At 56.6% G+C, this 23,970-nt stretch carries 23 protein-coding genes; 10 read left to right on the top strand and 13 right to left on the bottom strand.

The features are described 5' to 3' along the window. Positions 1-7: 7 nt before the first annotated feature. A complete protein-coding gene (locus tag BH712_RS19620) occupies positions 8-865 on the bottom strand; it encodes a triphosphoribosyl-dephospho-CoA synthase (RefSeq protein ID WP_006812209.1) in 858 nt (285 codons plus the stop codon). Continuing rightward, positions 865-2,520 carry a malonate decarboxylase subunit alpha gene (gene mdcA / locus BH712_RS19615; protein WP_006812210.1) on the bottom strand — a complete coding sequence of 552 codons (1,656 nt, stop codon included), beginning with the start codon at positions 2,518-2,520 and terminating at the stop codon, positions 865-867. The genes BH712_RS19620 and mdcA overlap by 1 nt, the downstream gene beginning before the upstream one ends. 228 nt (positions 2,521-2,748) lie before the next feature. Between mdcA and BH712_RS19605 the strand changes: the two genes are divergently transcribed. From BH712_RS19605 to BH712_RS19595, 3 genes are read left to right on the top strand one after another with little or no spacing between them, the layout of a single operon-like run. Further along, complete coding sequence (locus tag BH712_RS19605) at positions 2,749-3,771, top strand: hydrolase (RefSeq protein WP_006812212.1); 1,023 nt, start codon at positions 2,749-2,751, stop codon at positions 3,769-3,771. Further along, entirely contained in the window at positions 3,768-3,986 is a 219-nt protein-coding gene (locus BH712_RS19600) for a YheU family protein (protein ID WP_003861664.1), read from the top strand. The genes BH712_RS19605 and BH712_RS19600 overlap by 4 nt, the downstream gene beginning before the upstream one ends. 30 nt (positions 3,987-4,016) lie before the next feature. After that, positions 4,017-4,886, top strand: a complete 870-nt coding sequence (locus tag BH712_RS19595) for a phosphoribulokinase (RefSeq protein WP_003861663.1) — start codon at positions 4,017-4,019, stop codon at positions 4,884-4,886. A gap of 86 nt (positions 4,887-4,972) precedes the next feature. Here the strand turns inward: BH712_RS19595 and BH712_RS19590 are convergent, their stop codons facing one another. After that, positions 4,973-5,377, bottom strand: a complete 405-nt coding sequence (locus tag BH712_RS19590) for an OsmC family protein (protein ID WP_006812213.1) — start codon at positions 5,375-5,377, stop codon at positions 4,973-4,975. Positions 5,378-5,687: 310 nt separating this feature from the next. Here BH712_RS19590 and crp point away from each other — a divergent pair, with 310 nt between their 5' ends. Then, entirely contained in the window at positions 5,688-6,320 is a 633-nt protein-coding gene (crp, locus tag BH712_RS19580) for a cAMP-activated global transcriptional regulator CRP (protein ID WP_000242758.1), read from the top strand. 57 nt (positions 6,321-6,377) lie between these two features. Continuing rightward, entirely contained in the window at positions 6,378-8,465 is a 2,088-nt protein-coding gene (locus BH712_RS19575) for a YccS/YhfK family putative transporter (protein ID WP_006812214.1), read from the top strand. Here the strand turns inward: BH712_RS19575 and argD are convergent. The 4 genes from argD to ppiA all read right to left on the bottom strand — a co-directional run bounded on the left by argD (position 8,462) and on the right by ppiA (position 11,628). Next, on the bottom strand, positions 8,462-9,682 hold the full coding sequence (argD, locus tag BH712_RS19570) for a bifunctional acetylornithine/succinyldiaminopimelate transaminase (RefSeq protein ID WP_174269506.1): 1,221 nt from the start codon (positions 9,680-9,682) through the stop codon (positions 8,462-8,464). The two genes, BH712_RS19575 and argD, sit on opposite strands and share 4 nt — an antisense overlap. Positions 9,683-9,769: 87 nt before the next feature. Continuing rightward, positions 9,770-10,333 (bottom strand): aminodeoxychorismate synthase component 2, encoded by a 564-nt coding sequence (pabA, locus tag BH712_RS19565; protein WP_006812216.1) that lies wholly within the window; start codon positions 10,331-10,333, stop codon positions 9,770-9,772. A 30-nt stretch (positions 10,334-10,363) separates the two neighbouring features. Next, positions 10,364-10,948 (bottom strand): putative adenosine monophosphate-protein transferase Fic, encoded by a 585-nt coding sequence (locus tag BH712_RS19560; protein WP_006812217.1) that lies wholly within the window; start codon positions 10,946-10,948, stop codon positions 10,364-10,366. Positions 10,949-11,055: 107 nt separating this feature from the next. Further along, positions 11,056-11,628 (bottom strand): peptidylprolyl isomerase A, encoded by a 573-nt coding sequence (gene ppiA, locus BH712_RS19555; protein WP_000920483.1) that lies wholly within the window; start codon positions 11,626-11,628, stop codon positions 11,056-11,058. Between the two features lie 278 nt (positions 11,629-11,906). Here ppiA and tsgA point away from each other — a divergent pair, with 278 nt between their 5' ends. From tsgA to BH712_RS19530, 5 genes are all read left to right on the top strand, one after another. Beyond that, positions 11,907-13,091, top strand: coding sequence for an MFS transporter TsgA (gene tsgA / locus BH712_RS19550; protein WP_006812219.1), 1,185 nt, complete (start codon positions 11,907-11,909; stop codon positions 13,089-13,091). Positions 13,092-13,352: 261 nt separating this feature from the next. Continuing rightward, positions 13,353-15,896, top strand: coding sequence for a nitrite reductase large subunit NirB (gene nirB, locus BH712_RS19545; RefSeq protein ID WP_006812220.1), 2,544 nt, complete (start codon positions 13,353-13,355; stop codon positions 15,894-15,896). Then, positions 15,893-16,219, top strand: coding sequence for a nitrite reductase small subunit NirD (nirD, locus tag BH712_RS19540; protein ID WP_006812221.1), 327 nt, complete (start codon positions 15,893-15,895; stop codon positions 16,217-16,219). Before nirB ends, nirD begins: the two co-directional genes overlap by 4 nt. Before the next feature lie 134 nt (positions 16,220-16,353). Continuing rightward, a complete protein-coding gene (gene cysG / locus BH712_RS19535) occupies positions 16,354-17,727 on the top strand; it encodes a siroheme synthase CysG (RefSeq protein WP_006812222.1) in 1,374 nt (457 codons plus the stop codon). Positions 17,728-17,870: 143 nt separating this feature from the next. Further along, a complete protein-coding gene (locus tag BH712_RS19530; RefSeq protein WP_020884583.1) occupies positions 17,871-18,041 on the top strand; it encodes a YhfL family protein in 171 nt (56 codons plus the stop codon). 96 nt (positions 18,042-18,137) lie between these two features. On the opposite strand, the gene trpS is transcribed toward BH712_RS19530, so the two are convergent. From trpS to aroB, 6 genes are all read right to left on the bottom strand, one after another. Further along, positions 18,138-19,142: a tryptophan--tRNA ligase gene (gene trpS, locus BH712_RS19525; RefSeq protein ID WP_006812224.1), complete on the bottom strand. Its 1,005-nt coding sequence runs from the start codon at positions 19,140-19,142 to the stop codon at positions 18,138-18,140. Next, positions 19,135-19,896 carry a phosphoglycolate phosphatase gene (gph, locus tag BH712_RS19520; RefSeq protein ID WP_006812225.1) on the bottom strand — a complete coding sequence of 254 codons (762 nt, stop codon included), beginning with the start codon at positions 19,894-19,896 and terminating at the stop codon, positions 19,135-19,137. Before gph ends, trpS begins: the two co-directional genes overlap by 8 nt. Continuing rightward, positions 19,889-20,566: a ribulose-phosphate 3-epimerase gene (gene rpe, locus BH712_RS19515; protein ID WP_032674083.1), complete on the bottom strand. Its 678-nt coding sequence runs from the start codon at positions 20,564-20,566 to the stop codon at positions 19,889-19,891. Before rpe ends, gph begins: the two co-directional genes overlap by 8 nt. Positions 20,567-20,605: 39 nt before the next feature. Next, positions 20,606-21,418 carry an adenine-specific DNA-methyltransferase gene (gene dam / locus BH712_RS19510; RefSeq protein ID WP_006812227.1) on the bottom strand — a complete coding sequence of 271 codons (813 nt, stop codon included), beginning with the start codon at positions 21,416-21,418 and terminating at the stop codon, positions 20,606-20,608. A gap of 67 nt (positions 21,419-21,485) precedes the next feature. Then, a complete protein-coding gene (gene damX / locus BH712_RS19505; RefSeq protein ID WP_006812228.1) occupies positions 21,486-22,775 on the bottom strand; it encodes a cell division protein DamX in 1,290 nt (429 codons plus the stop codon). Positions 22,776-22,867: 92 nt separating this feature from the next. Then, complete coding sequence (aroB, locus tag BH712_RS19500) at positions 22,868-23,956, bottom strand: 3-dehydroquinate synthase (protein WP_003861631.1); 1,089 nt, start codon at positions 23,954-23,956, stop codon at positions 22,868-22,870. Positions 23,957-23,970 lie beyond the last annotated feature (14 nt).

Here is a 23,970-nt window from a genome sequence, read left to right as displayed (position 1 = left end):
CATCCTCTTAATGCTTTGAATAAGGCGTTTCGACGCGGTCAAGAAACAGCGTGGCGGCAAGCAGGTCTGCGGCTCCGCCCGGCGAAGCGTTAAGCGTCAGCATCTGACGGTCTAACCGCGCCAGCGCCTGCTGCCCCGCGAGCGTTGCGCATCCTCCGGCGTTCAGTACCGCCCGGGCGCCGCTCTGCATGGCGTCCAGCCCCTCCATGCCCGCGCGCGACAGCACGCAGGTGTCGGTGAGCGAAGTCATGATCGCCATCAGCGCGTCGAGTCTGGCCTGCGTTTCACTGCTGCCGTTGAGACGGCTGAGGCGAAGCTGCGGCAGCGCGCGCTGCATGATGTGCGGAAACGCCTGCTGAGCCTCTTCGCGCGCGCCCGGCACACGGTAGCGGTGCGTAACGCGTAACCCCTTGCTGAACACTTTCGGCGCCGCGTCATCCGGCAGTTTCGCCAGCTGAGCGGCGGTGTTCGCGACGGTTTGCGCCCGGGCATCGCCACCCAGCATCGCCACCGCGCTGACCAGCAGTCCCAGCGCCCAGATCGCGCCACGGTGCGTATTCACGCCGTCGGTAGCGGCCATCATCTGCCTTTCACCTTCGCGACCCAGGCGGCCAACGGTTTGCCGGAGGGCAATATCCGCCGGACGCTGCCAGCTCTGTTGCGCCAGCGCCTGAAACGTGGGGGTCAGGCTGTGAGCGGAGCGCTCCATCAGCGCAAGCGATAAATCGTGGTGCGCGCCGTTCCCCCGGCTGTCCACCAGACCGGGCTTCGGGCTTAAACGTGCTTCGTCAATCAGACACTGCGTGGCGGTTCGCGCCAGCCATTCGGCACCGCCTTCAACCTGAATCTGGGGCAGAAGTTTCATTACCAGCTCCGGAATTTCGCAGGTGGGTTATACAGACCACCGGACCACTCAACGAGGTCAGCCACGCTGCCCGCAGCCAGCAGAGAGCGGGTGGCGTCGGTACGGCGAATGCCCATATCTTCCGGATAAACAACCTTGCCGCTCTGACGCAGTTCCGCCACGCGTCTGGCGTCCACGCCCAGACCGATATCAGTGATACCCGCCACGGCAGCGACCATGGCGCGACGCTCTTCCAGATCTTTCGCCCGGTAGAGGTAAGCAATGCCCTCTTCCGTCAGCACGTGGGTGACGTCATCACCGTAAATCATGACCGGTGCCAGCGGCATACCGGAGGCTTTCGCCACGTCAACGGCGTCGAGTTTTTCCACGAAGGTTGGCTTCACGCCCGCCTGGAAGGTTTCCACCATCTGCACAACCAGCTTTTTACCGCGCTGCATTGGGTCAGGCTCGGTGATCATGTTCAGCCAGGCCGGTGTGGCGTGGCGACGACCGTGCGGATCGTGGCCCATGTTTGGCGCGCCGCCGAAGCCGGAGAGACGGCCGCGGGTCACGGTTGAGGAGTTAGCGTAACCATCAACCTGTAGCGTAGAGCCGATAAACATATCGACCGCGTACTGACCTGCCAGCTGGCAGAAGGCGCGGTTAGAGCGCATGGAGCCGTCGGCGCCGGTAAAGAACACGTCCGGGCGGGCGCGGATGTACTCTTCCATCCCCAGCTCGCCACCGAAGCAGTGAACGCTCTCCACCCAGCCGCTCTCAATGGCGGGGATCAGCGTTGGATGCGGGTTCAGCGTCCAGTGTTTACAGATTTTGCCTTTGAGTCCGAGCTGTTCGCCGTAGGTTGGCAGCAGCAGCTCAATGGCGGCAGTGTTAAAGCCAATCCCATGGTTCAGGGACTGCACCTGGTGTTCCGCGTAGATGCCTTTAATCGCCATCATCGCCATCAGGATATGTTCCTGTTTGATCAGGCGCGGGTCGCGGGTAAACAGCGGTTCGATAAAGAACGGCTTGTCGGCCACCACCACGTAATCGATCCACGAGCCTGGAATATCCACACGCGGCAGGTCGCACTCATCGTCCACCAGCTCGTTCACCTGTGCGATGACGATGCCGTCGTGGAATGCGGCGGCTTCCACCAGCGCCGGGGTATCTTCAGTACTTGCCCCGGTGTAGAGGTTGCCTTTGCGGTCTGCTTTAAACCCGGCAATCAGCGCCACGTTTGGCGAAAGGTCGACGTATAAACGTGAGTAGAGTTCGATGTAGGTGTGAATCGCCCCGATTTCGAGCTGGCCATCTTCCAGCAGCTGCGAGATGCGCAGGCTCTGCGTGCCCGAGAAAGAGAAGTCCAGCTTGCGGGCGATGCCTTTCTCAAAGATATCCAGATGTTCGCTGCGGCCCACGCTCGGCATGATCATATGCAGGTCGTGCACGATTTGCGGGTTCACTTCGGCCAGTGAACGGGAAAGGAAATCTGCCTGCTTCTGGTTGTTGCCTTCCAGAACGACTTTGTCGCCTGGTGCGATCAGTTTTTCCAGCATGGCGACAAGATCGCCGGTTGGCAGTACCTTGCCCTGCACCGGTACGGACGCCAGACGACGCGCTTTCTCGCTGCGTCGGGTGTTCCATTGCCGGGTGGGTGTTTGCCCAGATAACATTATTAACCTCCTGATTCAGCACATCATTCTGATTTGCTTAACGTTGAGTAAAGTGTGCGCGCTGGTGAGAAAGGCATCAATTAAGCGTAGAGCGGAATCATTAGCCTGAGAGTAATAATCAAGGTAAAGAAATGTGATCGGGATCAGTTCATGTTTCGGAAAAACGGGCTAAACGGGGTACAATTCGGAAGGTATAGTTAATTTCTGACAAGAATCAGCATCGCCCTTATGACCCAAATCATTCCCTCAGACTTCGACATTGCAGCCGAAGAGAGCGCAGAGTTCGTGCCCATGCGCGGTGTGGCTAACCCTCACCTGCAAACCATGCTGCCGCGCCTGATCCGCCGCAAGTTACAGTTCACCCCACACTGGCAACGCCTGGATTTGCCGGATGGTGACTTTTTGGATCTCGCCTGGAGCGAAGATCCGGATCGGGCCAGACATAAACCCCGTCTGGTGGTCTTTCACGGTCTGGAAGGCAGCCTGCACAGCCCTTACGCACACGGTCTCATCGAGGCGGCGAAAGCCCGCGGCTGGCTTGGGGTGGTGATGCATTTTCGCGGGTGCAGCGGCGAACCTAATCGTCAGAAACGCATTTATCACTCGGGTGAAACCGAGGACGGCACCTGGTTCCTGCGCTGGCTGAGAGACCGTTTTGGCGAGGTGCCAACGGCAGCGGTGGGGTATTCGCTGGGCGGCAATATGCTGGCCTGCCTGCTGGCGAAGGAGAGCGACGCCGTACCGCTGGAGGCGGCGGTGATCGTCTCTGCGCCGTTTATGCTGGAGCAGTGCAGCTATCATATGGAAAAGGGGTTTTCGCGGGTCTACCAGCGTTACCTGCTCAACCTGCTGAAAGCCAACGCCGCGCGCAAGCTGAAGGCCTATCCCGATACGCTGCCTGTGACGCTGCAACAGCTCAAACGCGTGAAGCGCCTGCGCGAGTTTGATGATTTGATCACCTCGAAAATTCACGGCTTTGCCGATGCGATTGACTATTACCGTCAGTGCAGCGCCATGCCTTTACTGAATCAAATCACGAAACCTACGCTGATTATCCACGCCAAAGATGACCCGTTTATGGATCATCACTCGATCCCCGCGCCCGAACATCTGCCAGCCAACGTGGAGTATCAGCTCACCCAGTTCGGCGGACACGTCGGCTTTGTTGGCGGCACGCTGCGTCGGCCAAAAATGTGGCTTGAGACGCGTATTCCCGACTGGTTAACGGCTTATCTGGACGGTAAAAAATGATTATTCCCTGGCAGGATCTCTCTCCCGAAACGCTCGATAATCTGATTGAAAGCTTTGTCTTGCGCGAAGGCACCGATTATGGTGAACATGAACGTTCGCTTGAACAAAAGGTCAACGATGTTAAGCGCCAGCTTAAAAGCGGCGACGTGGTGCTGGTATGGTCCGAACTGCATGAGACGGTCAATATCATGCCCCGCAACGCGTTTCATGGCTGATCTTTACACTTTTCCAGTCAGGGAGTTGCTATGTCTGCCAGACATCCGGTTATTGCCGTTACGGGTTCGAGTGGGGCGGGTACCACTACCACCAGCCTCGCCTTCCGCAAGATCTTCGCCCAGCTTAACTTACGGGCGGCAGAGGTAGAGGGCGACAGCTTTCACCGCTACACGCGCCCGGAGATGGATATGGCCATCCGCAAGGCGCGCGATCTGGGTAAACACATCAGCTACTTCGGCCCGGAGGCGAATGACTTCGGCCTGCTGGAGCAAACCTTCCGCGAATACGGGCAGAGCGGCACCGGGCAGTCCCGCAAGTATTTACACACCTACGATGAAGCCGTGCCCTGGAACCAGGTTCCCGGCACATTCACGCCCTGGCAACCGCTGCCGGAACCGACTGACGTGCTGTTTTACGAAGGATTGCACGGCGGCGTGGTGACGCCTCAGCACGACGTGGCGCGCCATGTGGATTTGCTGGTGGGGGTGGTGCCGATCGTTAACCTTGAGTGGATCCAGAAGCTGACGCGTGACATGAGCGAGCGCGGCCATTCGCGCGAGGCGGTCATGGACTCGGTGGTACGCTCCATGGAAGACTACATCAACTTCCTGACGCCACAGTTCTCCCGCACCCACATTAACTTCCAGCGCGTCCCCACCGTGGACACCTCCAACCCGTTCGCCGCAAAAAGCATCCCGTCGCTGGACGAGAGCTTTGTGGTGATCCACTTCCGCAACCTGGAAGGCATTGATTACCCCTGGCTGCTGGCGATGCTACAGGGTTCGTTTATTTCGCACATGAATACGTTAGTGGTGCCGGGCGGAAAAATGGGGCTGGCGATGGAGCTGATCATGACACCGCTGGTGCAGCGGCTGATGGAAGGAAAGCAGATCGCGTGACGCCTGTTGCCGGATGGCGCTTCGCTTATCCGGCCTACGGGCGTGCAGTTGTAGGGCGGGTCAGCGAAGCGCCACCCGCCAAAAGATTACGCCTCGATCACTTCATACGAATGGGTGATGTTTACCGCTTTCTCCAGCATCAACGCCACAGAGCAGTACTTCTCCGCAGAGAGATCTACCGCGCGTGACACCGCCGCGTCCTTCAGCGCTTTGCCGGTGACGATAAAGTGCAGATTGATATGGGTAAACAGGCGTGGCGCCTCTTCGCGACGTTCCGACGTCAGCTTCACTTCACAATCGGTCACGTCATGACGGCCTTTTTGCAGGATCGACACCACGTCGATCGCGCTGCATCCGCCCGCCGCCATCAGCACCATTTCCATTGGGCTTGGCGCTTTATCGCCGGAGTTGCCATCCATCAAAACCTGGTGCCCGGAAGCAGACTCGCCCAGGAACGTTAACCCTTCTACCCATTTCACACGCGCTTGCATATTCACTCACTCCAACGTTGCATTTTTTATGACAGATTACGTGTACGTTACATTTCTCGCAACGGAAGGCGACCTGCGTCATGCTGAAGCGAGACACCAGGAGACACGCGGCGAAAGCTATGCTAAAACACTCTGGATGCTACAGTAATACATTGACGTTACACATGTATGCAGAGGACATCAAACTTTACTGGCTGCGAAACGTTACGACAGCCGACTTCCCAGGTATGGGTAAGAATTCGATTGCAACCCCAGAGTCCGGATGCATCTTATGACTCTGGTGACAGCTTATAACAGAGGATAACAGCGCATGGTGCTTGGCAAACCGCAAACAGACCCGACTCTCGAATGGTTCTTGTCTCATTGCCACATTCATAAGTACCCATCAAAGAGCACGCTGATTCACCAGGGTGAAAAGGCGGAAACGTTGTATTACATCGTTAAAGGCTCGGTGGCCGTGCTGATCAAAGATGAAGAAGGGAAAGAGATGATCCTTTCTTATCTGAACCAGGGCGATTTTATCGGTGAACTGGGCCTGTTTGAAGAAGGCCAGGAACGTAGCGCCTGGGTTCGTGCAAAAACAGCATGTGAAGTGGCTGAAATTTCTTACAAGAAATTCCGTCAGCTGATTCAGGTCAACCCTGACATCCTGATGCGTCTTTCTTCCCAGATGGCACGCCGTCTGCAAGTGACCTCTGAGAAGGTGGGTAACCTCGCCTTCCTGGACGTGACCGGTCGTATCGCGCAGACGCTGTTGAACCTGGCGAAACAGCCAGACGCCATGACCCACCCTGACGGCATGCAAATTAAAATTACCCGCCAGGAAATCGGTCAGATCGTCGGCTGCTCCCGTGAAACAGTGGGCCGTATCCTGAAGATGCTGGAAGATCAGAACCTGATCTCTGCCCACGGTAAAACTATCGTGGTTTACGGAACCCGTTAATTGCGGTCAAACGGCGTGCCGCCGCAGGGTGGCACGCCGTTTTTGTCTCTACTCCCCATGTGGCGCAGGCTGATCTATCATCCGGAAGTTAACTACGCACTGCGACAAACGCTGGTGTTGTGTCTTCCCGTGGCCGTGGGCCTGATCCTCGGACATCTTCAGCAAGGCCTGCTGTTTTCCCTCGTCCCCGCCTGCTGCAACATTGCCGGTCTGGATACGCCGCATAAACGCTTTTTTAAACGTCTGATTATCGGCGGCTGCCTGTTTGCGGGCTGTAGCCTCGCCGTACAGCTTTTGCTGGCTCGTGATATCCCGCTGCCGCTGATCCTGACCGTGCTGGCGATGACGCTCGGCGTCACGGCGGAAATCAGCTCGCTGCACGCCCGCCTGCTTCCCGCGTCGCTGATTGCCGCCATCTTCACCTTAAGCCTTGCGGGCAATATGCCGGTGTGGGAGCCATTGCTGATCTACGCCCTCGGCACGCTGTGGTACGGGCTGTTTAACTGGTTCTGGTTCTGGCTGTGGCGGGAACAGCCGCTGCGCGAATCCCTGAGCCTGCTCTACGTGCAGCTTGCTGAATATTGCGAAGCAAAATACACCCTGCTCACTCAACATACCGACCCGGAAAAATCCCTGCCGCCGCTGCTGGCGCGTCAGCAAAAAGTGGTGGATCTCATTAGCCAGTGCTATCAGCAGTTGCACATGCTTGCCGCCAACAAAAATCATGAATACAAGCGGCTGCTGCGTACCTTCCAGGTCGGGCTGGATTTGCAGGAGCATATATCCGTCAGCCTTCATAATCCGGAAGAGGTGCAAAAGCTGGTGGAGCGCAGCCATGCGGAAGCGGTGATCCGCTGGAACGCGCAGACCGTCGCGGCGCGCCTGCGGGTGCTGGCTGACGATATCCTCTATCACCGCTACCCGACGCGCTTTAACATGGACAAACAGCTCGGCGCGCTGGAAAAGATTGCGCGTCAGCACGCGGATAACCCGGTCGGGCAGTTTGCCGCCTGGCATTTCAGCCGCATCGCCCGGGTGTTGCGCACCCAGCGCCCGCTTTATGCCAGGGACCTGATGGCCGATAAGCAAAAACGGCTGCCGCTGCTGCCCGCCCTCAAAAGCTATCTTTCACTGAAGTCTTCCGCCCTGCGCAACGCCGCGCGGATCAGTGTGATGCTGAGCATCGCCAGCCTGATGGGAATGGCCCTGCACCTGCCGAAACCCTACTGGATCTTAATGACCGTGCTGTTTGTTACCCAGAACGGCTATGGCGCCACGCGGGTGCGTATTCTGCATCGGGCGGGCGGGACGATGGCGGGGCTGATTATCGCGGGCGTGACGCTGCACTTCCATGTGCCGGAGGGCTATACCCTGGCCGGTATGCTGGCGATCACGCTGGTGAGTTACCTGATCATCCGCAAAAACTACGGCTGGGCGATGGTGGGCTTTACGGTGACGGCGGTATATACCCTGCAACTGCTCACGCTTAACGGGGAACAGTTTATTATTGCCCGGCTGGTCGATACGCTGATTGGCTGCCTGATCGCCTTTGGCGGCATGGTCTGGCTGTGGCCCCAGTGGCAAAGCGGGTTGCTGAGGCAGAACGCCCACGATGCGCTGGAAGCCGACCAGCAGGCCATTCGTCTTATCCTGAGCGATGACCCGCAGCCCTCTCCGCTGGCCTACGAGCGCATGAAGGTCAACCAGGCGCATAACGCCCTGTTCAACTCCCTTAACCAGGCCATGCAGGAGCCGGGCTTTAACGCGCACTACCTGGCGGATATGAAACTGTGGGTCACGCACAGCCAGTTCATCGTCGAGCATATTAACGCCATGACCACGCTGGCGCGCGAGCATACGATGCTGACGCCGGATCTGGCGCAGCGCTATTTGCAGTCGTGTGAAATTGCGTTGCAGCGCTGTCAGCAGCGTCTGGAGTATGACGCGCCGGGCGAGTCGGGGGATTCGAACATTCTGGAAGCGCCGGAGACGCTGACCCACGGGCCGATGAGCACCCTGGAGCAGCATTTACAGCGCGTGCTGGGGCATCTGAACACCATGCACACCATTTCATCGGTGGCATGGCGTCAGCGCCCGCATCATGGGATTTGGTTAACGCGCCGGTTAAAACGCACCGCGTATTAGCCGCTGACGATCTTCGCGACCGCCGCGGCAAAACGGGTTAACCCGTCTTCGATGTCTTTGTCTTCCACCACCAGCGACGGTGCAAAACGCATCACGTCCGGCCCGGCATTCAACACCATAACCCCTTCATGTGCGGCAGCGTGCAGAAAATCGCGTGCGCGGCCTTTGTACTGCGGCTTCAGTTCAGCGCCGATCAGCAGCCCCATCCCGCGGATCTCACTGAAGACATCAAACTGCTCGTCAATATGCTGAAGATGTTTCACAAACAGGTCGCGTTTCGCATTCACGCCCTTCAGAACGTCCGGCGTATTAATGATGTCGAACGCCGCACCCGCCACGGCGCACGCCAGCGGATTACCGCCGTAGGTGGAGCCGTGTGAGCCAACGTGGAATGCGGAAGCGATATCCTGGGTGGTGAGCACCGCGCTGACCGGGAAACCGCCGCCGAGCGCTTTCGCGCTGGTCAGAATATCCGGCGTGACGCCGTAGTGCATATAAGCGAACAGATCCCCGGTACGCCCCATCCCACACTGCACTTCATCAAACACCAGCAGCGCCTGGTGCTCGTCGCACAGTTCGCGCAGCCCTTGCAGAAATTCCGGGGTGGCCGCCGTGACGCCGCCTTCGCCCTGAATCGGCTCCACCACTACCGCGCAGGTGTGGTCGTCCATCACCGCTTTCACGGCATGCAGATCGTTAAACGGCACGTGGATGATATCCGCAGGTTTCGGACCAAAGCCGTCGGAATACTTCGGCTGGCCGCCAACGGAAACGGTAAAGAAGGAGCGACCGTGGAAGGCGTTATGGAACGCGATGATTTTGGTTTTGTACGGGCTATGACGCGTGGTTGCGTAGTAACGCGCCAGCTTAAAGGCGGTTTCGTTGGCTTCGGTGCCGGAGTTCATAAACAGCACGCGTTCGGCGAAGGTGGCATCGATGATCTTACGCCCCAGACGCAGCGCCGGTTCGTTGGTGAACACGTTGCTGGTGTGCCACAGGGTTTCGCCCTGCGTTTTCAGCGCGTCCACCAGCGCAGGATGGCAATGGCCCAGCGCCGTCACCGCAATACCGCCCGCGAAATCAACATACTCGTTGCCCTGCTGATCCCAGACGCGGCTGCCTCTCCCCTTCACCGGGATAAACTCAGCCGGTGCATAAATCGGCAGGATCACTTCATCGAATGTCGCGCGGGTAATTGCTGGTTGTTCAGTTGCCATGTCATGACCATCCATTTTTATGTCACAGTTATTGTGAAAATATAATCACAAAATATGCATAAAAAATCACAACAAGGCAACAGATATTCAGCGATTAAGGAAATTGGCCAGCAGCGCGTGCCCCTGTTCGCTGAGAATGCTTTCCGGGTGGAACTGCACGCCTTCCAGATCGTACTCGCGGTGGCGAATGCCCATGATCTCCTGCGACTCGCTCCAGGCGGTAACCTCAAAGCATGACGGCAGGGTCGGCGGATCAATCACCAGCGAATGGTAGCGCGTCACGGTTAACGGGTTATTCAGCCCCGAGAACACGCCCGTACCGGTGTGCGTGACCGGTGAGGTTTTGCCGTGCATGACTTTCGCGGCACGGACAATGGTCGCGCCAAAGACCTGCGCAATCGCCTGATGGCCCAGGCAGACGCCCAGAATCGGCACCCTGCCCGCGTAGTGGCGGATCGCCTCCAGCGAGATACCGGACTCCGACGGGGTACACGGCCCCGGCGAAATCACGATCTTCTGGGGTGCCAGCGCGTCAATGTCAGCCAGCGCGATTTCATCGTTACGGCGGACAACCACCTCTGCCCCCAGCTCACAAAAATACTGGTAAAGGTTCCAGGTAAAGGAATCGTAGTTATCAATCAGCAGAATCATGGCGGCTCCTGAAAAAATGGCCGCCCTATTTTACGCAGATTCCCGCGCTTCGCTCACCACTTTGGCAAAGATGGCGTTCAGGGCGGTCAAATCTCCCATCGCCCCGCTCTGGTTGGCGGACGCCCAGCCGTCCGGATCGATACCCTGCCAGTTCAGCACGTACCCCGCATGGATTGCCAGTTGTTCAAAGAAAATCCGTTGGGCCACGCCATTACCGCTCATAAACGGATGTAGCATATTGATTTCACAGTAGTAATGACTGATTCTGTCTGTGAATTCCTCTTTCTCAAGGCCAACCAGATATTTATCACTTTCCAGCGCAGCCATCAGCTCATTTCCCACCTTCTCGATGTACTCGAAATGGCAAAAAGGAATATCACCTTTGGAAATATCGGCGGTGCGCAGCTCGCCAGCCCCTTTCATTTCGTTGCGGAATAAATGGCGGTGAATAAGGCACAGATGGGGTAAACCCGGTGCCGAAGGCCCCAGTTCCAGCGTCTCGATGTCGGGTTTAGCGGGACCCTTGCCTTTTTCAAGGAGGCAACTGGCCTGAAAATTGACGTTACGTTGTTGTTCCCAGAGACGGGATTTTTGCTTGTCGGTGAGTTTTTTCACTTAACGCCTCCCTGAATAGTCCGTTTGCCACAAGTATAAGCAGCAAAACGCGCTTTCGCCGGGAGGGCGGAAAGACACGGGCAAGATATGCCCGTGTGAGGGAACGATTACGGCAGCACTTTCGCAGAGAGAATGACCACTGGCTTAGACGGCACATTCTGGTATGGACCGACATCGTGCGTCTGAACCTGAGAGATCTTATCCGCCACGTCCATACCTTTCACCACTTTGCCGAACACCGCGTAGCCAAAGTCGCGCTGGCCATGGTCCAGGAAGGCGTTATCAGCCACGTTGAGGAAGAACTGGCTGGTGGCGCTGTCTTTATCCGCCGTACGCGCCATGGAGATGGTGCCGCGCTTGTTCAGCAGGCCGTTATCCGCTTCGTTTTTGATTGGCGGGTTAGGCTGTTTCTGCTGCATCTGCTCGTTAAAACCGCCACCCTGAATCATAAAGCCCGGGATCACGCGGTGGAACGTGGTGTTGTTATAAAAACCACTGTTCACGTAGTCGAGGAAGTTTTTCACCGAAACAGGGGCTTTCTGGCTATCCAGCTCCAGCTCAATATTCCCCGCAGAGGTAGTCAGCAGGACGTGGGGGTCTCCTTTGGCTGCCAGCGCAGCAGGGGAAACGGCAGAAAGAGCAAACACAGCTGCGACAGCCGCCAGTGTTGATTTGAGCATGAGAATTCCTTAACAAAGCGCAGTATAAAAAGCGAATGGCTTGATTCTAAAGAGCAGTATGAACCCAGACCAGTCTTTTACCTAATTTTACCAAATTGAAACAATTATTACCGCGCAAACGATTGTTCACGCCGCAACGTAATGTGATCTACATCACGTTAAAACCTGCAATTGCGCTCAAAAGTTTCCGAAAAGATTTAATTAGATCACTTTCGCGACTAAAATCTGCCCGCTCAAACGCAGTCATTGCGTTTTTCTTTACTTTTAACAGGCCAGACATGACTAACAGCAATCGCATTAAGCTCACATGGATCAGCTTCTTCTCTTACGCCCTGACCGGCGCGTTGGTGATCGTCACCGGGATGGTGATGGGAAATATCGCAGAGTATTTCCAGCTTCCCGTTTCCAGCATGAGTAACACCTTCACCTTCCTGAACGCGGGGATCCTGATCTCTATTTTCCTGAATGCCTGGCTGATGGAAATCGTACCGCTGAAAACCCAGCTACGCTTCGGCTTCGTGCTGATGATCGCCGCCGTGGCGGGCCTGATGCTGAGCCACAGCATCGCCCTCTTCTCTGCCGCTATGTTCGTGCTGGGCCTGGTGAGCGGGATCACCATGTCGATCGGTACGTTCCTGATCACCCATATGTATGAAGGCCGCCAGCGCGGCGCGCGTCTGCTGTTCACCGACTCCTTCTTCAGCATGGCCGGGATGATTTTCCCGATGGTCGCCGCGTATCTTCTGGCGCGCAGCATTGAGTGGTACTGGGTGTATGCCTGCATTGGTCTGGTTTATGTCGCGATCTTCATTCTGACCTTCGGCTGTGAATTCCCGGTGCTCGGCAAAAAAGCGCAGACTACGTCCGAGCCGGTCGCGAAAGAAAAATGGGGTATCGGCGTGCTGTTCCTCTCCATCGCCGCGCTGTGTTACATCCTCGGCCAGCTGGGCTTTATCTCCTGGGTGCCGGAATACGCAAAAGGTCTGGGCATGAGCCTGAACGACGCGGGTAAACTGGTGAGCGATTTCTGGATGTCTTACATGTTCGGCATGTGGGCGTTTAGCTTTATCCTGCGCTTCTTCGACCTGCAACGTATTCTGACCGTCCTGGCGGGTCTGGCAACCGTACTGATGTATCTGTTCATCAACGGTTCCCCGGAACATATGCCGTGGTTCATTTTGACCCTGGGCTTCTTCTCCAGCGCGATCTATACCTCAATCATCACCCTTGGCTCTCTCCAGACCAAAGTGGCCTCGCCAAAGCTGGTGAACTTCGTGCTGACCTGCGGCACCATCGGTACCATGCTGACCTTCGTGGTCACCGGCCCGATTGTTGCGCACAGCGGCCCACTGGCCGCGCTGCATACCGCTAACGGTCTGTACGCCGTGGTGTTCATCATGTGCTTCGTGCTGGGCTTTGTCACCCGTCACCGTCAGCACAACCCGGCAACGGCTACCCACTAATCGCCGTAACCCCTTTGTCTGGTACAAAGGGGTTTATACCCCGCTCATCCGCCCTGCCCGTCGATTCGCAAAAACCCCACAAAAAATTGCGCAAAAAACAAGCAAGCACAAAAATCGAACAATATCCGCCACTTATAAAAATCCTGACAAATCATAGATATACCCCCTAAGGGGTAGGTGAAGGCGTATTTGATTTGCATCAATAAGTGCCCCTGCTGAATCGTTAAGGTAGGCAGTAATAGAAAAGAAATCGAGGCAAAAATGAGCAAAGTCAGACTCGCTATCATCGGTAACGGCATGGTCGGCCACCGCTTTATTGAGGATCTTCTCGATAAAGCCGATGCTAACCAGTTCGATATTACCGTGTTCTGTGAAGAACCCCGCAAGGCGTACGACCGTGTGCACCTGTCTTCCTACTTCTCCCACCACACCGCCGAAGAGCTCTCTCTGGTGCGTGAAGGATTCTACGAGAAGCATGGCGTGAAAGTGCTGGTGGGCGAACGCGCTATCACCATCAACCGTCAGGAGAAAGTGATCCACTCCAGCGCCGGACGTACGGTTTTTTACGACAAGCTGATTATGGCGACTGGCTCGTACCCGTGGATCCCGCCTATTAAAGGTTCGGAAACCCAGGATTGCTTCGTTTACCGTACCATTGAAGACCTTAACGCCATTGAATCCTGCGCACGTCGAAGCAAACGCGGTGCGGTTGTCGGCGGTGGTCTGCTGGGTCTGGAAGCGGCAGGCGCGCTGAAAAACCTCGGCGTTGAAACCCACGTCATCGAATTTGCCCCGATGCTGATGGCTGAACAGCTGGACCACATGGGTGGCGACCAGCTTCGCCGTAAAATCGAAAGCATGGGCGTGAAGGTTCACACCAGCAAGAACACCAAAGAGATCGTGCAGGAAGGTACCGAAGCGCGTAAAACCATGCGCTTTGCCGACGGCAGCGAGCTGGAAGTGGACTTCATCGTCTTCTCCACCGGCATTCGCCCGCGCGACAAGCTGGCCACCCAGTGCGGACTGGCCGTTGCGCAGCGCGGCGGGATCATGATTAACGACACCTGCCAGACCTCCGATCCGGATATCTACGCCATCGGCGAATGCGCCAGCTGGAACAACCGCGTATACGGTCTGGTTGCACCAGGATACAAAATGGCGCAGGTCGCCGTTGACCATATCCTCGGCAGCGAAAACGCCTTCACCGGCGCAGACATGAGCGCCAAGCTGAAGCTGCTGGGTGTGGACGTGGGCGGTATTGGCGATGCGCATGGCCGCACCCCGAACTCCCGCAGCTATGTTTATCTGGACGAAAGCAAAGAAGTCTACAAACGTCTTATCGTCAGCCAGGACAACAAAACCCTGCTCGGGGCGGTGCTGGTGGGCGATACCAGCGACTTTGGTAACCTGCTCCAGCTGGTGCTGAACGCCATTGAGCTGCCGGAGAACCCGGACGCGCTGATCCTGCCAGCGCACGCCTCCAGCGGTAAACCGTCCATCGGCGTGGATAAACTGCCGGACAGCGCACAGATTTGCTCCTGCTTCGACGTGACCAAAGGCATGCTGATCTCCGCCATCAACAAAGGCTGTCACACCGTTGCGGCACTGAAGGCGGAAACCAAAGCCGGGACCGGCTGTGGCGGCTGCATTCCGCTGGTGACTCAGGTGCTGAACGCTGAACTGGCGAAACAGGGCATCGAAGTGAACAATAACCTGTGCGAGCACTTCGCTTACTCTCGCCAGGAGCTGTATCACCTGATTCGCGTGGAAGGCATTAAGTCCTTCGACGAACTGCTGGAGAAACATGGCCAGGGCTACGGCTGTGAAGTCTGTAAACCGACGGTCGGTTCCCTGCTGGCGTCCTGCTGGAACGAATATGTGCTCAAGCCAGAACACACGCCGCTTCAGGACACCAACGATAACTTCCTGGCCAATATTCAGAAAGACGGGACTTACTCGGTGATCCCGCGTTCTGCCGGGGGGGAAATTACCCCGGAAGGGCTGGTCGCCGTAGGCCGTATCGCCCGTGAGTTTAACCTGTACACCAAAATCACCGGCTCCCAGCGTATCGGCCTGTTTGGTGCGCAGAAAGATGACCTGCCGGAAATCTGGCGTCAGCTGATTGAAGCGGGCTTCGAAACCGGTCACGCGTACGCCAAAGCGCTGCGTATGGCGAAAACCTGCGTGGGCAGCACCTGGTGCCGCTACGGCGTAGGCGACAGCGTGGGCTTCGGCGTAGAGCTGGAAAACCGCTACAAAGGCATCCGTACGCCGCACAAAATGAAGTTCGGCGTCTCAGGCTGTACCCGTGAATGTGCGGAAGCGCAGGGCAAAGACGTGGGTATCATTGCCACCGAGAAAGGCTGGAACCTGTACGTGTGCGGTAACGGCGGGATGAAACCTCGCCATGCAGACCTGCTGGCCGCCGATCTCGATCACGATACGCTGATCAAATACCTCGACCGCTTCATGATGTTCTACATTCGTACCGCCGATAAGCTGACCCGTACCGCGTCCTGGCTGGATAACCTTGAAGGCGGCATCGACTACCTGAAGTCGGTCATTATCGACGACAAGCTGGGTCTGAATGAACAGCTGGAATCCGAAATGGCTCGCCTGCGCGAGGCGGTGATCTGCGAGTGGACCGAAACCGTGAACACGCCAGCGGCGCAGACTCGCTTCAAACACTTTATCAACAGCACCCAGCGCGACCCGAACGTGCAGGTGGTGCCGGAGCGCGAACAGCATCGTCCAGCGACCCCGTATGAACGTATTCCGGTGATGCTGGTGGAGGAAAACGCATGAGCCAGTGGGTAAATATCTGCAATATTAATGACATTCTGCCAGCAACCGGCGTCTGTGCTCTGCTGGGTAACGAGCAGGTGGCGATTTTCCGCCCGCGCCACGATGAACAGGTCTTTGCCATCAGCAATATCGACCCGTTCTTCGAGGCCAGCGTGCTCTCCCGCGGTCTGATTGCGGAGCACCAGGGCGAACTGTGGGTTGCCAGCCCGCTGAAAAAGCAGCGCTTCCGCTTAACCGACGGACGCTGCATGGAAGATGAAAGCGTCTCGGTCAAACACTACGACGTCCGCGTGAAGGACGGCGAGGTGCAGCTGAAAGCGTAACCCCTCGCCTTTTCAATAGGAAAGGCTTATGACCCCTTATGGGTAACGGCAGGAAAAACCGTATGTTCTGTACGATTCCTGCTGTTATCCTGACGTCAATTCTTCCCCCGCCATGAATGCTGTGAGGTAACGTCGTGGATCACCTGCCGATTTTTTGTCAATTACGCAACCGCGACTGCCTGCTCGTGGGCGGCGGCGATGTGGCTGAACGCAAAGCGCGCCTGCTGTTAGAGGCGGGCGCCCGACTGACCGTCAACGCCCTCACCTTCGCCCCACAGTTTGACGTCTGGGCGCAGGAAGGGATGCTCACGCAGGTACAGGGTGAATTTGATGAATCCCTGCTGGATACCTGCTGGCTGACCATCGCCGCAACGGATAACGATGACGTTAACCAGCGCGTCAGCGACGCCTGCGAAGCGCGCCGCATCTTCTGTAACGTGGTGGATGCGCCGAAAGAGGCGAGCTTTATCATGCCGTCGATTATCGACCGTTCACCGCTGATGATTGCGGTGTCATCCGGTGGCCGCTCGCCCGTTCTTGCCCGTCTCCTGCGGGAGAAACTGGAAGCCGTGCTGCCACAGCATCTTGGTCAGATTGCCCATTACGCCGGGCAGCTTCGTTCCCGCGTGAAGCAAACCTTCTCGACCGTGGGCGAACGCCGTCGTTTCTGGGAGAAGTTCTTTGTTAACGACAGGCTGGCGCAGTCGCTGGCGAATCAGGATGCGAAAGCGGTTGAAGAGACGACCGAGCAACTCCTCTCTGAACCGCTGGATCATCGCGGTGAAGTGGTACTGGTAGGCGCAGGTCCCGGCGATGCGGGCCTGCTGACGCTGAAAGGGCTTCAGCAGATCCAGCAGGCGGACATCGTGGTGTATGACCGTCTGGTCTCAGATGACATCATGAATCTGGTGCGCCGCGATGCTGACCGCGTGTTCGTCGGCAAACGGGCGGGTTATCACTGCGTACCGCAGGAGGAGATCAACCAGATCCTGCTGCGGGAAGCGCAAAAAGGTAAGCGCGTGGTGCGTCTGAAAGGCGGCGATCCGTTTATCTTTGGTCGCGGCGGCGAGGAGCTGGAAACCCTGTGCAACGCGGGTATTCCGTTCTCCGTGGTGCCGGGCATTACCGCGGCATCCGGCTGTTCTGCCTATTCCGGCATTCCGTTAACCCATCGCGACTACGCCCAGAGCGTGCGCCTGGTGACGGGCCACCTGAAAACCGGTAGCGAGCTGGACTGGCATAATCTGGCCGCTGAAAAGCAGACGCTGGTCTTCTACATGGGGCTAAACCAGGCTGCCACGATTCAGGCGAAACTGCTGGAGCATGGCATGGAAGCAGATATGCCGGTCGCGCTGGTGGAAAACGGCACTGCCATTACCCAGCGAGTAGTCGATGGCGTACTGACGCAGCTTGGCGAGCTGGCACAGCAGGTTGAAAGCCCGGCGCTGATCGTGGTGGGTCGCGTGGTAGCCCTGCGCGAAAAACTGAACTGGTTCTCCAGCCACTAACGCATAAACTCTCTCCCGGGAGTAGTCTTTAAGCGGACTACTCCCTTCTTACCTCAGTCGATAACATACCGTCCGCATAATGGAACTTTTCCATTTATTCCCTCGTGTTACATCCAATTTTCAATTTTTGACAAGGAATGCGTATGTTCAAACTGGCAAAAGCTGCCGTTCTGGTCGGCATGTTATCAACGCTGACGGCCTGCACCGGTCACGTGCAAAATACTAAAAATAATTGCAGCTATGATTACCTCCTGCACCCGGCGATCTCCATTTCGAAGATCATCGGCGGTTGCGGCCCGGCGGCACAGCAGTAAGCGTTTTTCAGGCGTAAAAAAAACCGGGGATTTCCCGGTTTTTTTGTTTCGTCAGTTTTTATCGGGTGGCGGCTCCGCCTTACCCGGCAAAGCGGCTTAAGGTTTACCCACAAACCCAATCGCGTCGTACACCGCTTTCAGGGTTTCGGAGGCGCGCGCGCTGGCTTTTTCCGCGCCCTCTTTCATCACTTTTTGCAGGAAAGCTTCGTCGTTACGGTAACGGTGATAGCGCTCCTGCAACTCGGTCAGCATACCGGAAACGGCGTCTGCCACTTCACCCTTCAGGTGGCCGTACATCTTGCCTTCGAAGTGTTTTTCCAGTTCAGGGATGCTTTGTCCGGTCACACCGGAGAGGATGTCCAGCAGGTTAGACACGCCCGCTTTGTTCTGCACGTCGTAGCGCACCACTGGCGGCTCGTCGGAGTCGGTCACCGCACGCTTGAGCTTTTTCACCACTGATTTCGGATCTTCCAGCAGGCCGATAACGTTGTTGCGGTTATCGTCGGACTTGGACATTTTCTTGGTCGGCTCCAGCAGCGACATCACGCGCGCACCGGATTTCGGAATAAACGGCTCAGGCACTTTAAACACGTCACCGTAAAGCGCGTTAAAGCGCTGGGCGATATCGCGGCTCAGCTCCAGATGCTGCTTCTGGTCTTCACCCACCGGCACCTGGTTGGTCTGGTACAGCAGAATGTCGGCCGCCATCAGCACCGGATAGTCAAACAGACCGGCGTTGATGTTTTCAGAGTAGCGGGCAGACTTATCCTTGAACTGGGTCATGCGGCTCAGCTCACCGAAATAGGTGTAGCAGTTCAGCGCCCAGCCCAGCTGCGCGTGCTCTGGCACGTGAGACTGAACGAAAATGGTGCTCTTCTCGGGATCGATACCGCAGGCCAGATACAGCGCCAGCGTATCGAGCGTCGCTTTGCGCAGCTTCTCGGGATCCTGACGCGCGGTGATAGCATGCAAATCCACGATGCAATAAATGCAGTGGTAATCGTCCTGCATGCTCACCCACTGACGTAACGCACCCATGTAGTTACCAATGGTCAGTTCACCTGAAGGCTGTGCGCCACTAAAAACGATGGGCTTAGTCATTATTCAATTCCTGATGTTCACTGTGCGAGAGCCCGAGTGCGGGCAACAAATCTTTGAAGTGGTCGAACACAACGTCCGGCTCACTCAGCGTAATGGCCTCACCGTAGTTGTAGCCGTAGGTCAGCCCAACAGACGGGCAACCTGCCGCTCTGGCAGCCAGAATATCATTGCGGGAATCCCCGACAAAGAGCAGCTCCGCAGGCGCTAAGGATAATTTTCCTGCCACCAGCAATAGCGGTTCCGGATGCGGCTTTTTATTCTGCACATCATCGCCGCCCACAATCACGGAGAAGTATTTCGCGATATCCAGCGCTTCAAGCAGAGGCGCAACGAACGGTGTCGGCTTGTTAGTCACCAGCCCCAGCGGGATGCCTTTTGCATGGAGCGCGCCCAGCGTTTCAGCGACATCCGGGAACAGGAAGCTGCCCTCTTCGACGGTCTCTTCATAGAAACGGTCGAACAGTTTGCGCAAAATACGCTGCTGCTCATCCTTGGGAATATCCGCGTGGTCAACACTCGGTTTCCCTTGTGCGGAACGCTGCGAGGCGCGCTCCTGACGAGCCCAGGTCAGCGCGCGTTCCATCAGCACGTCCGCACCGTTACCAATCCACGTCACGACGCGCTCTTCGCCCGCAACGGGGAGTTCAAGGGCATACAGCGCCTGATCGACGGCGCGGGTTAATCCTGGCGCGCTGTCGACCAGCGTGCCGTCGAGGTCAAATGCTACACCCCGAATAGCCTGCAATTTATCCATGATTTACCTTCGCCAGTTCACGGCGCATTTCATCAATGACTTTTTTGTAATCTGGTTGATCGAAGATGGCGGAGCCTGCGACGAACATATCCGCCCCTGCCGCCGCAATCTCACCGATGTTATTGACCTTCACACCGCCGTCCACTTCCAGGCGAATATCATAGCCAGACTCATCGATACGGCGGCGCACTTCACGCAGTTTGTCGAGGGTCTGTGGGATAAACGACTGGCCACCAAAGCCCGGGTTGACGGACATCAGCAGGATCACGTCCAGCTTGTCCATCACGTAGTCGAGATAGCTCAGCGGGGTCGCCGGGTTAAAGACCAGCCCTGCCTTACAGCCGTTCTCTTTGATCAGCTGTAGAGTACGGTCAACATGCTCGGAGGCTTCCGGGTGGAAAGTGATGATGCTGGCACCCGCCGCGGCGAAATCAGGCACGATGCGGTCAACCGGTTTCACCATCAGATGCACGTCAATGGGGGCGGTGATCCCGTAATTACGCAGCGCTTTAAGCACCATCGGACCGATGGTCAGGTTGGGAACGTAGTGGTTATCCATAACGTCGAAATGGACGACATCCGCGCCAGCCGCGAGAGCTTTGGCAGTGTCTTCACCCAGGCGGGCAAAATCGGCCGACAGAATTGAGGGGGCAATCAAAAACTGTTTCATCCGCATCTCCTTGAAATGTGTTTACCGGCGGGCAAAGGCTCAGGGTCGATAAAGCGCCAGAAGTTCGTCCACCTTTTTACGTGTGCCGCCGTTGCTGCTAATGCTACGCCGCACTTTTACCTGAAAATGCTTCGCGGCTTTGTACCATTCGCGCGTATCAGGCGTGTCGTGATTCGAAATTAACACCGGAATTCTTTTGCTGACCAGCTTTTCCGCCATCTCCGCCAGACGCGCCTGCTCGGCCGGGCTGAAGCTGTTGGTGTGGTAGGCGGTGAAATTTGCCGTGGCAGACAGCGGCGCATAAGGCGGGTCACAGTAGACCACCGAATTTACGCCCGCCAGCTCCATGCACTCTTCATAGGAGAGGCAGTAGAACTCGGCATTCTGCGCTTTTTCAGCAAAGTGATACAGCTCGTCCAGCGGGAAATAGGGACGCTTATAGCGGCCAAACGGCACGTTAAACTCGCCACGCAGATTATACCGGCACAGGCCGTTGTAGCCATGGCGGTTGAGATAAAGAAACAACAGCGCGCGGCGGAACGGATCCTGGCTCTGATTAAACTCAGCGCGGAACTGATAGTAGACGTCCGGGTTGTTGTTCTCTGGCGTAAACAGCTTCCGCGCCTCTTCCACATACTCATCGGTACGCAGTTTGACGATGTTATAGAGGCTGATGAGGTCGCTGTTGATATCCGCCAGGATATAACGAGAAAAATCGGTATTCAGGAACACCGATCCAGCACCCACGAAGGGCTCGATAAGACACTCGCCTTTCGGCAGGTGCTTTTTAATATCATCGAGCAGGGGGTATTTCCCCCCTGCCCATTTCAGAAAAGCGCGATTTTTTTTCATGCTGACTAACTGATTACACCTTCTCCGGCTGTGGAGAAAGCTCCGACAGCATCCTGCGCTTTAAACATTACTTCAGATCGGCCTGCACCTGATGAATCGGCTTCGCCCACGGGTTTTTCGCCTGCACATCGGCTGGCAGCGTGGAAACGGCACGTTTTGCTTCATCTTTGGAAGCATAGATACCACTCACCAGCACATACCACGGTTGACCGTTACGGGTCGTCTGATAAACCACGTAGTTTTTCAGATTCGATTTCTTCGCCCAGGCGTTGAGGTTGTCATAGTTAGACGAACTGCTCAGCTGAAGGGTGTAGTTGCTGGAAGAGGCCGACTGCAAAGAACCCACGTTGCCCGTCGTTTTACCTGATGCAGCGCCCGTTTTGGCAGCGGGAGCCGCAGGCGTTGTTGCCGCAGGCGCGGTCGTGGTCGCCGTTGCTTTCGGCGCAGTGGTTGCCGCAGGCGTTGGCGCTTTAACCGGCTGGCTCACCGCAGGTTTTGTCTGCGCTGGCGCTTTCGTTTCTGGCGCTTTTGCCACGGTCTGTGGTTTCGTCTCACGCTTCGGCTCAATCACAGCCTGTTTACGCTCCTGACGCGGCGCAGTCTGCGTCTGGCGCGGTTTGGTTTCCGTTGCCGCCGTTTGCTGCTGGGCATTGCTGCCATGAACTGGCGCAACGGTGGCAGGTTCAGTTGGCAGCGTGGAGTTCACCACGGCAGCGTTAACCTGCTCCTGATTCTGCGGCTGCATCAGCGCGTTATTCAAATCGCCCTGAACTTCAACACGCTGCTGGCCTTCAGGCGTAACAGGTGCCTGGCCCTGAGTTGGGGTCGCAGAGACGGGCGGCAGAGAGATATCCTGGCCTGCACTGGTGTTACCGGCGGTCTGTTCCGCGGAGGTGGTACCCGGCGCAGGCTGAGCGCCATTCGCCTGGTTGCTCGCATCGTTACCAGACAGGTCGATGCTCTTCTCGGCAGACGCCGTCTGCTCGGTAGAATTGGTAGAAGGTGCTTTTAGCGCGGAACCAATGCCGACAATCAGCAAGACCAGAACCAGAACGCCAAGGCCCATCATGATGTACTGACGAGAGGCCGGTTTTGCCGCTACCGCTTTTTTACGCTTGCGCGGACGACGTTCAACAGGCTGTTCATCCATTAACTCTTCTTCGGATTCATACTCCTCGTCTTCACGCTCATTTCGCACATTACGGCTACGCGAAGGACGACGATCGTCTGCATCCAGATCGACATCGTCAAAGTTGATCTGCGGCTCGTTATCACGTTCTGAAGATTGACGAGAACGACCAGTACGACGATCGCTGGGATCGGGTTTCAGCTCGTCTTCTGGTTTGAATTCATCCATTTAACACCCCACTCAAAGGCTTATGCCAACGACTCTGCATTTACCTGAAGCTAAAACGACCACCTGTTACAGCGGTCTGACCTTTCTAGTTGTTACGCCTGCTGACAATCAGCAATAGCGCCAAGTACGACTTCGTGCGGCACTCCGCCGCGCACTTCACTTTTCCCTATTGCAAGTGGGAGTACCAGACGCATCTCACCTGCCAATACTTTTTTATCGCGCATCATGTGGGGAAGGTACGCCTGCGCAGACATTTCCTGCGGCCCACTCACCGGCAAGCCAGCACGTTTAAGCAACGCGATGATACGTGCGGTCTCTTCCGGCCTGAACTGCCCCAGACGTTCAGAGGCACGTGCAGCCATAACCATCCCGGCAGCGACAGCCTCACCGTGCAGCCAGTTACCGTAGCCCATTTCGGCTTCGATTGCGTGACCAAACGTATGCCCCAGATTCAGTAAAGCACGTAAGCCGGTTTCACGCTCATCTGCGGCAACGACTTCTGCTTTCAGCTCACAACAACGGCGAATACAGTAGGCCATTGCCTGCCCGTCGAGGCGCAGCAGCGCATCCATATTCTCTTCCAGCCAGGTGAAGAACTCACCGTCAAGAATAATGCCGTATTTGATCACTTCTGCAAGGCCGGACGCCAGTTCGCGTGCTGGCAAGGTTTTCAGACAGTCGAGATCCACCACCACCGAGGCAGGCTGGTAGAACGCGCCAATCATGTTTTTGCCGAGCGGGTGGTTAACCGCCGTTTTACCGCCTACAGAAGAATCGACCTGTGACAGCAACGTGGTTGGAATTTGAATAAAGCGCACGCCGCGCTGGTAGCTGGCGGCTGCAAAACCGGTCAGATCGCCCACAACGCCGCCGCCCAAGGCAAGCAGTGTTGTATCACGACCGTGCGGTTTTTGCAGAAGTGCGGTAAAGACGGTATCCAGTACCGTCAGGCTTTTGTACTGCTCGCCATCGGGCAGAATCACACTGTCGACCTTCACGCCCGCCTGCTCAAGCAGGTGGCGTACACGATCGAGATAAAGCGGAGCCAGCGTCTCGTTGGTGACCAGCATCGCCTGATCACCCGCTTTCAGTGGTAAGAAGGAAGCTGGGTCGTTAAACAAACCAGCCGCGATGGTGATAGGGTAACTACGTTCCCCGAGAGTAACTGTAATCCTCTCCATGACGCGACATCCAC

Origin of the sequence: Enterobacter hormaechei ATCC 49162 (assembly GCF_001875655.1) — a bacterium.
Classification (GTDB): domain Bacteria; phylum Pseudomonadota; class Gammaproteobacteria; order Enterobacterales; family Enterobacteriaceae; genus Enterobacter; species Enterobacter hormaechei.
Note: the sequence above shows the minus strand (reverse complement) of the source record. Positions and strands in the feature narration are given on the sequence as shown.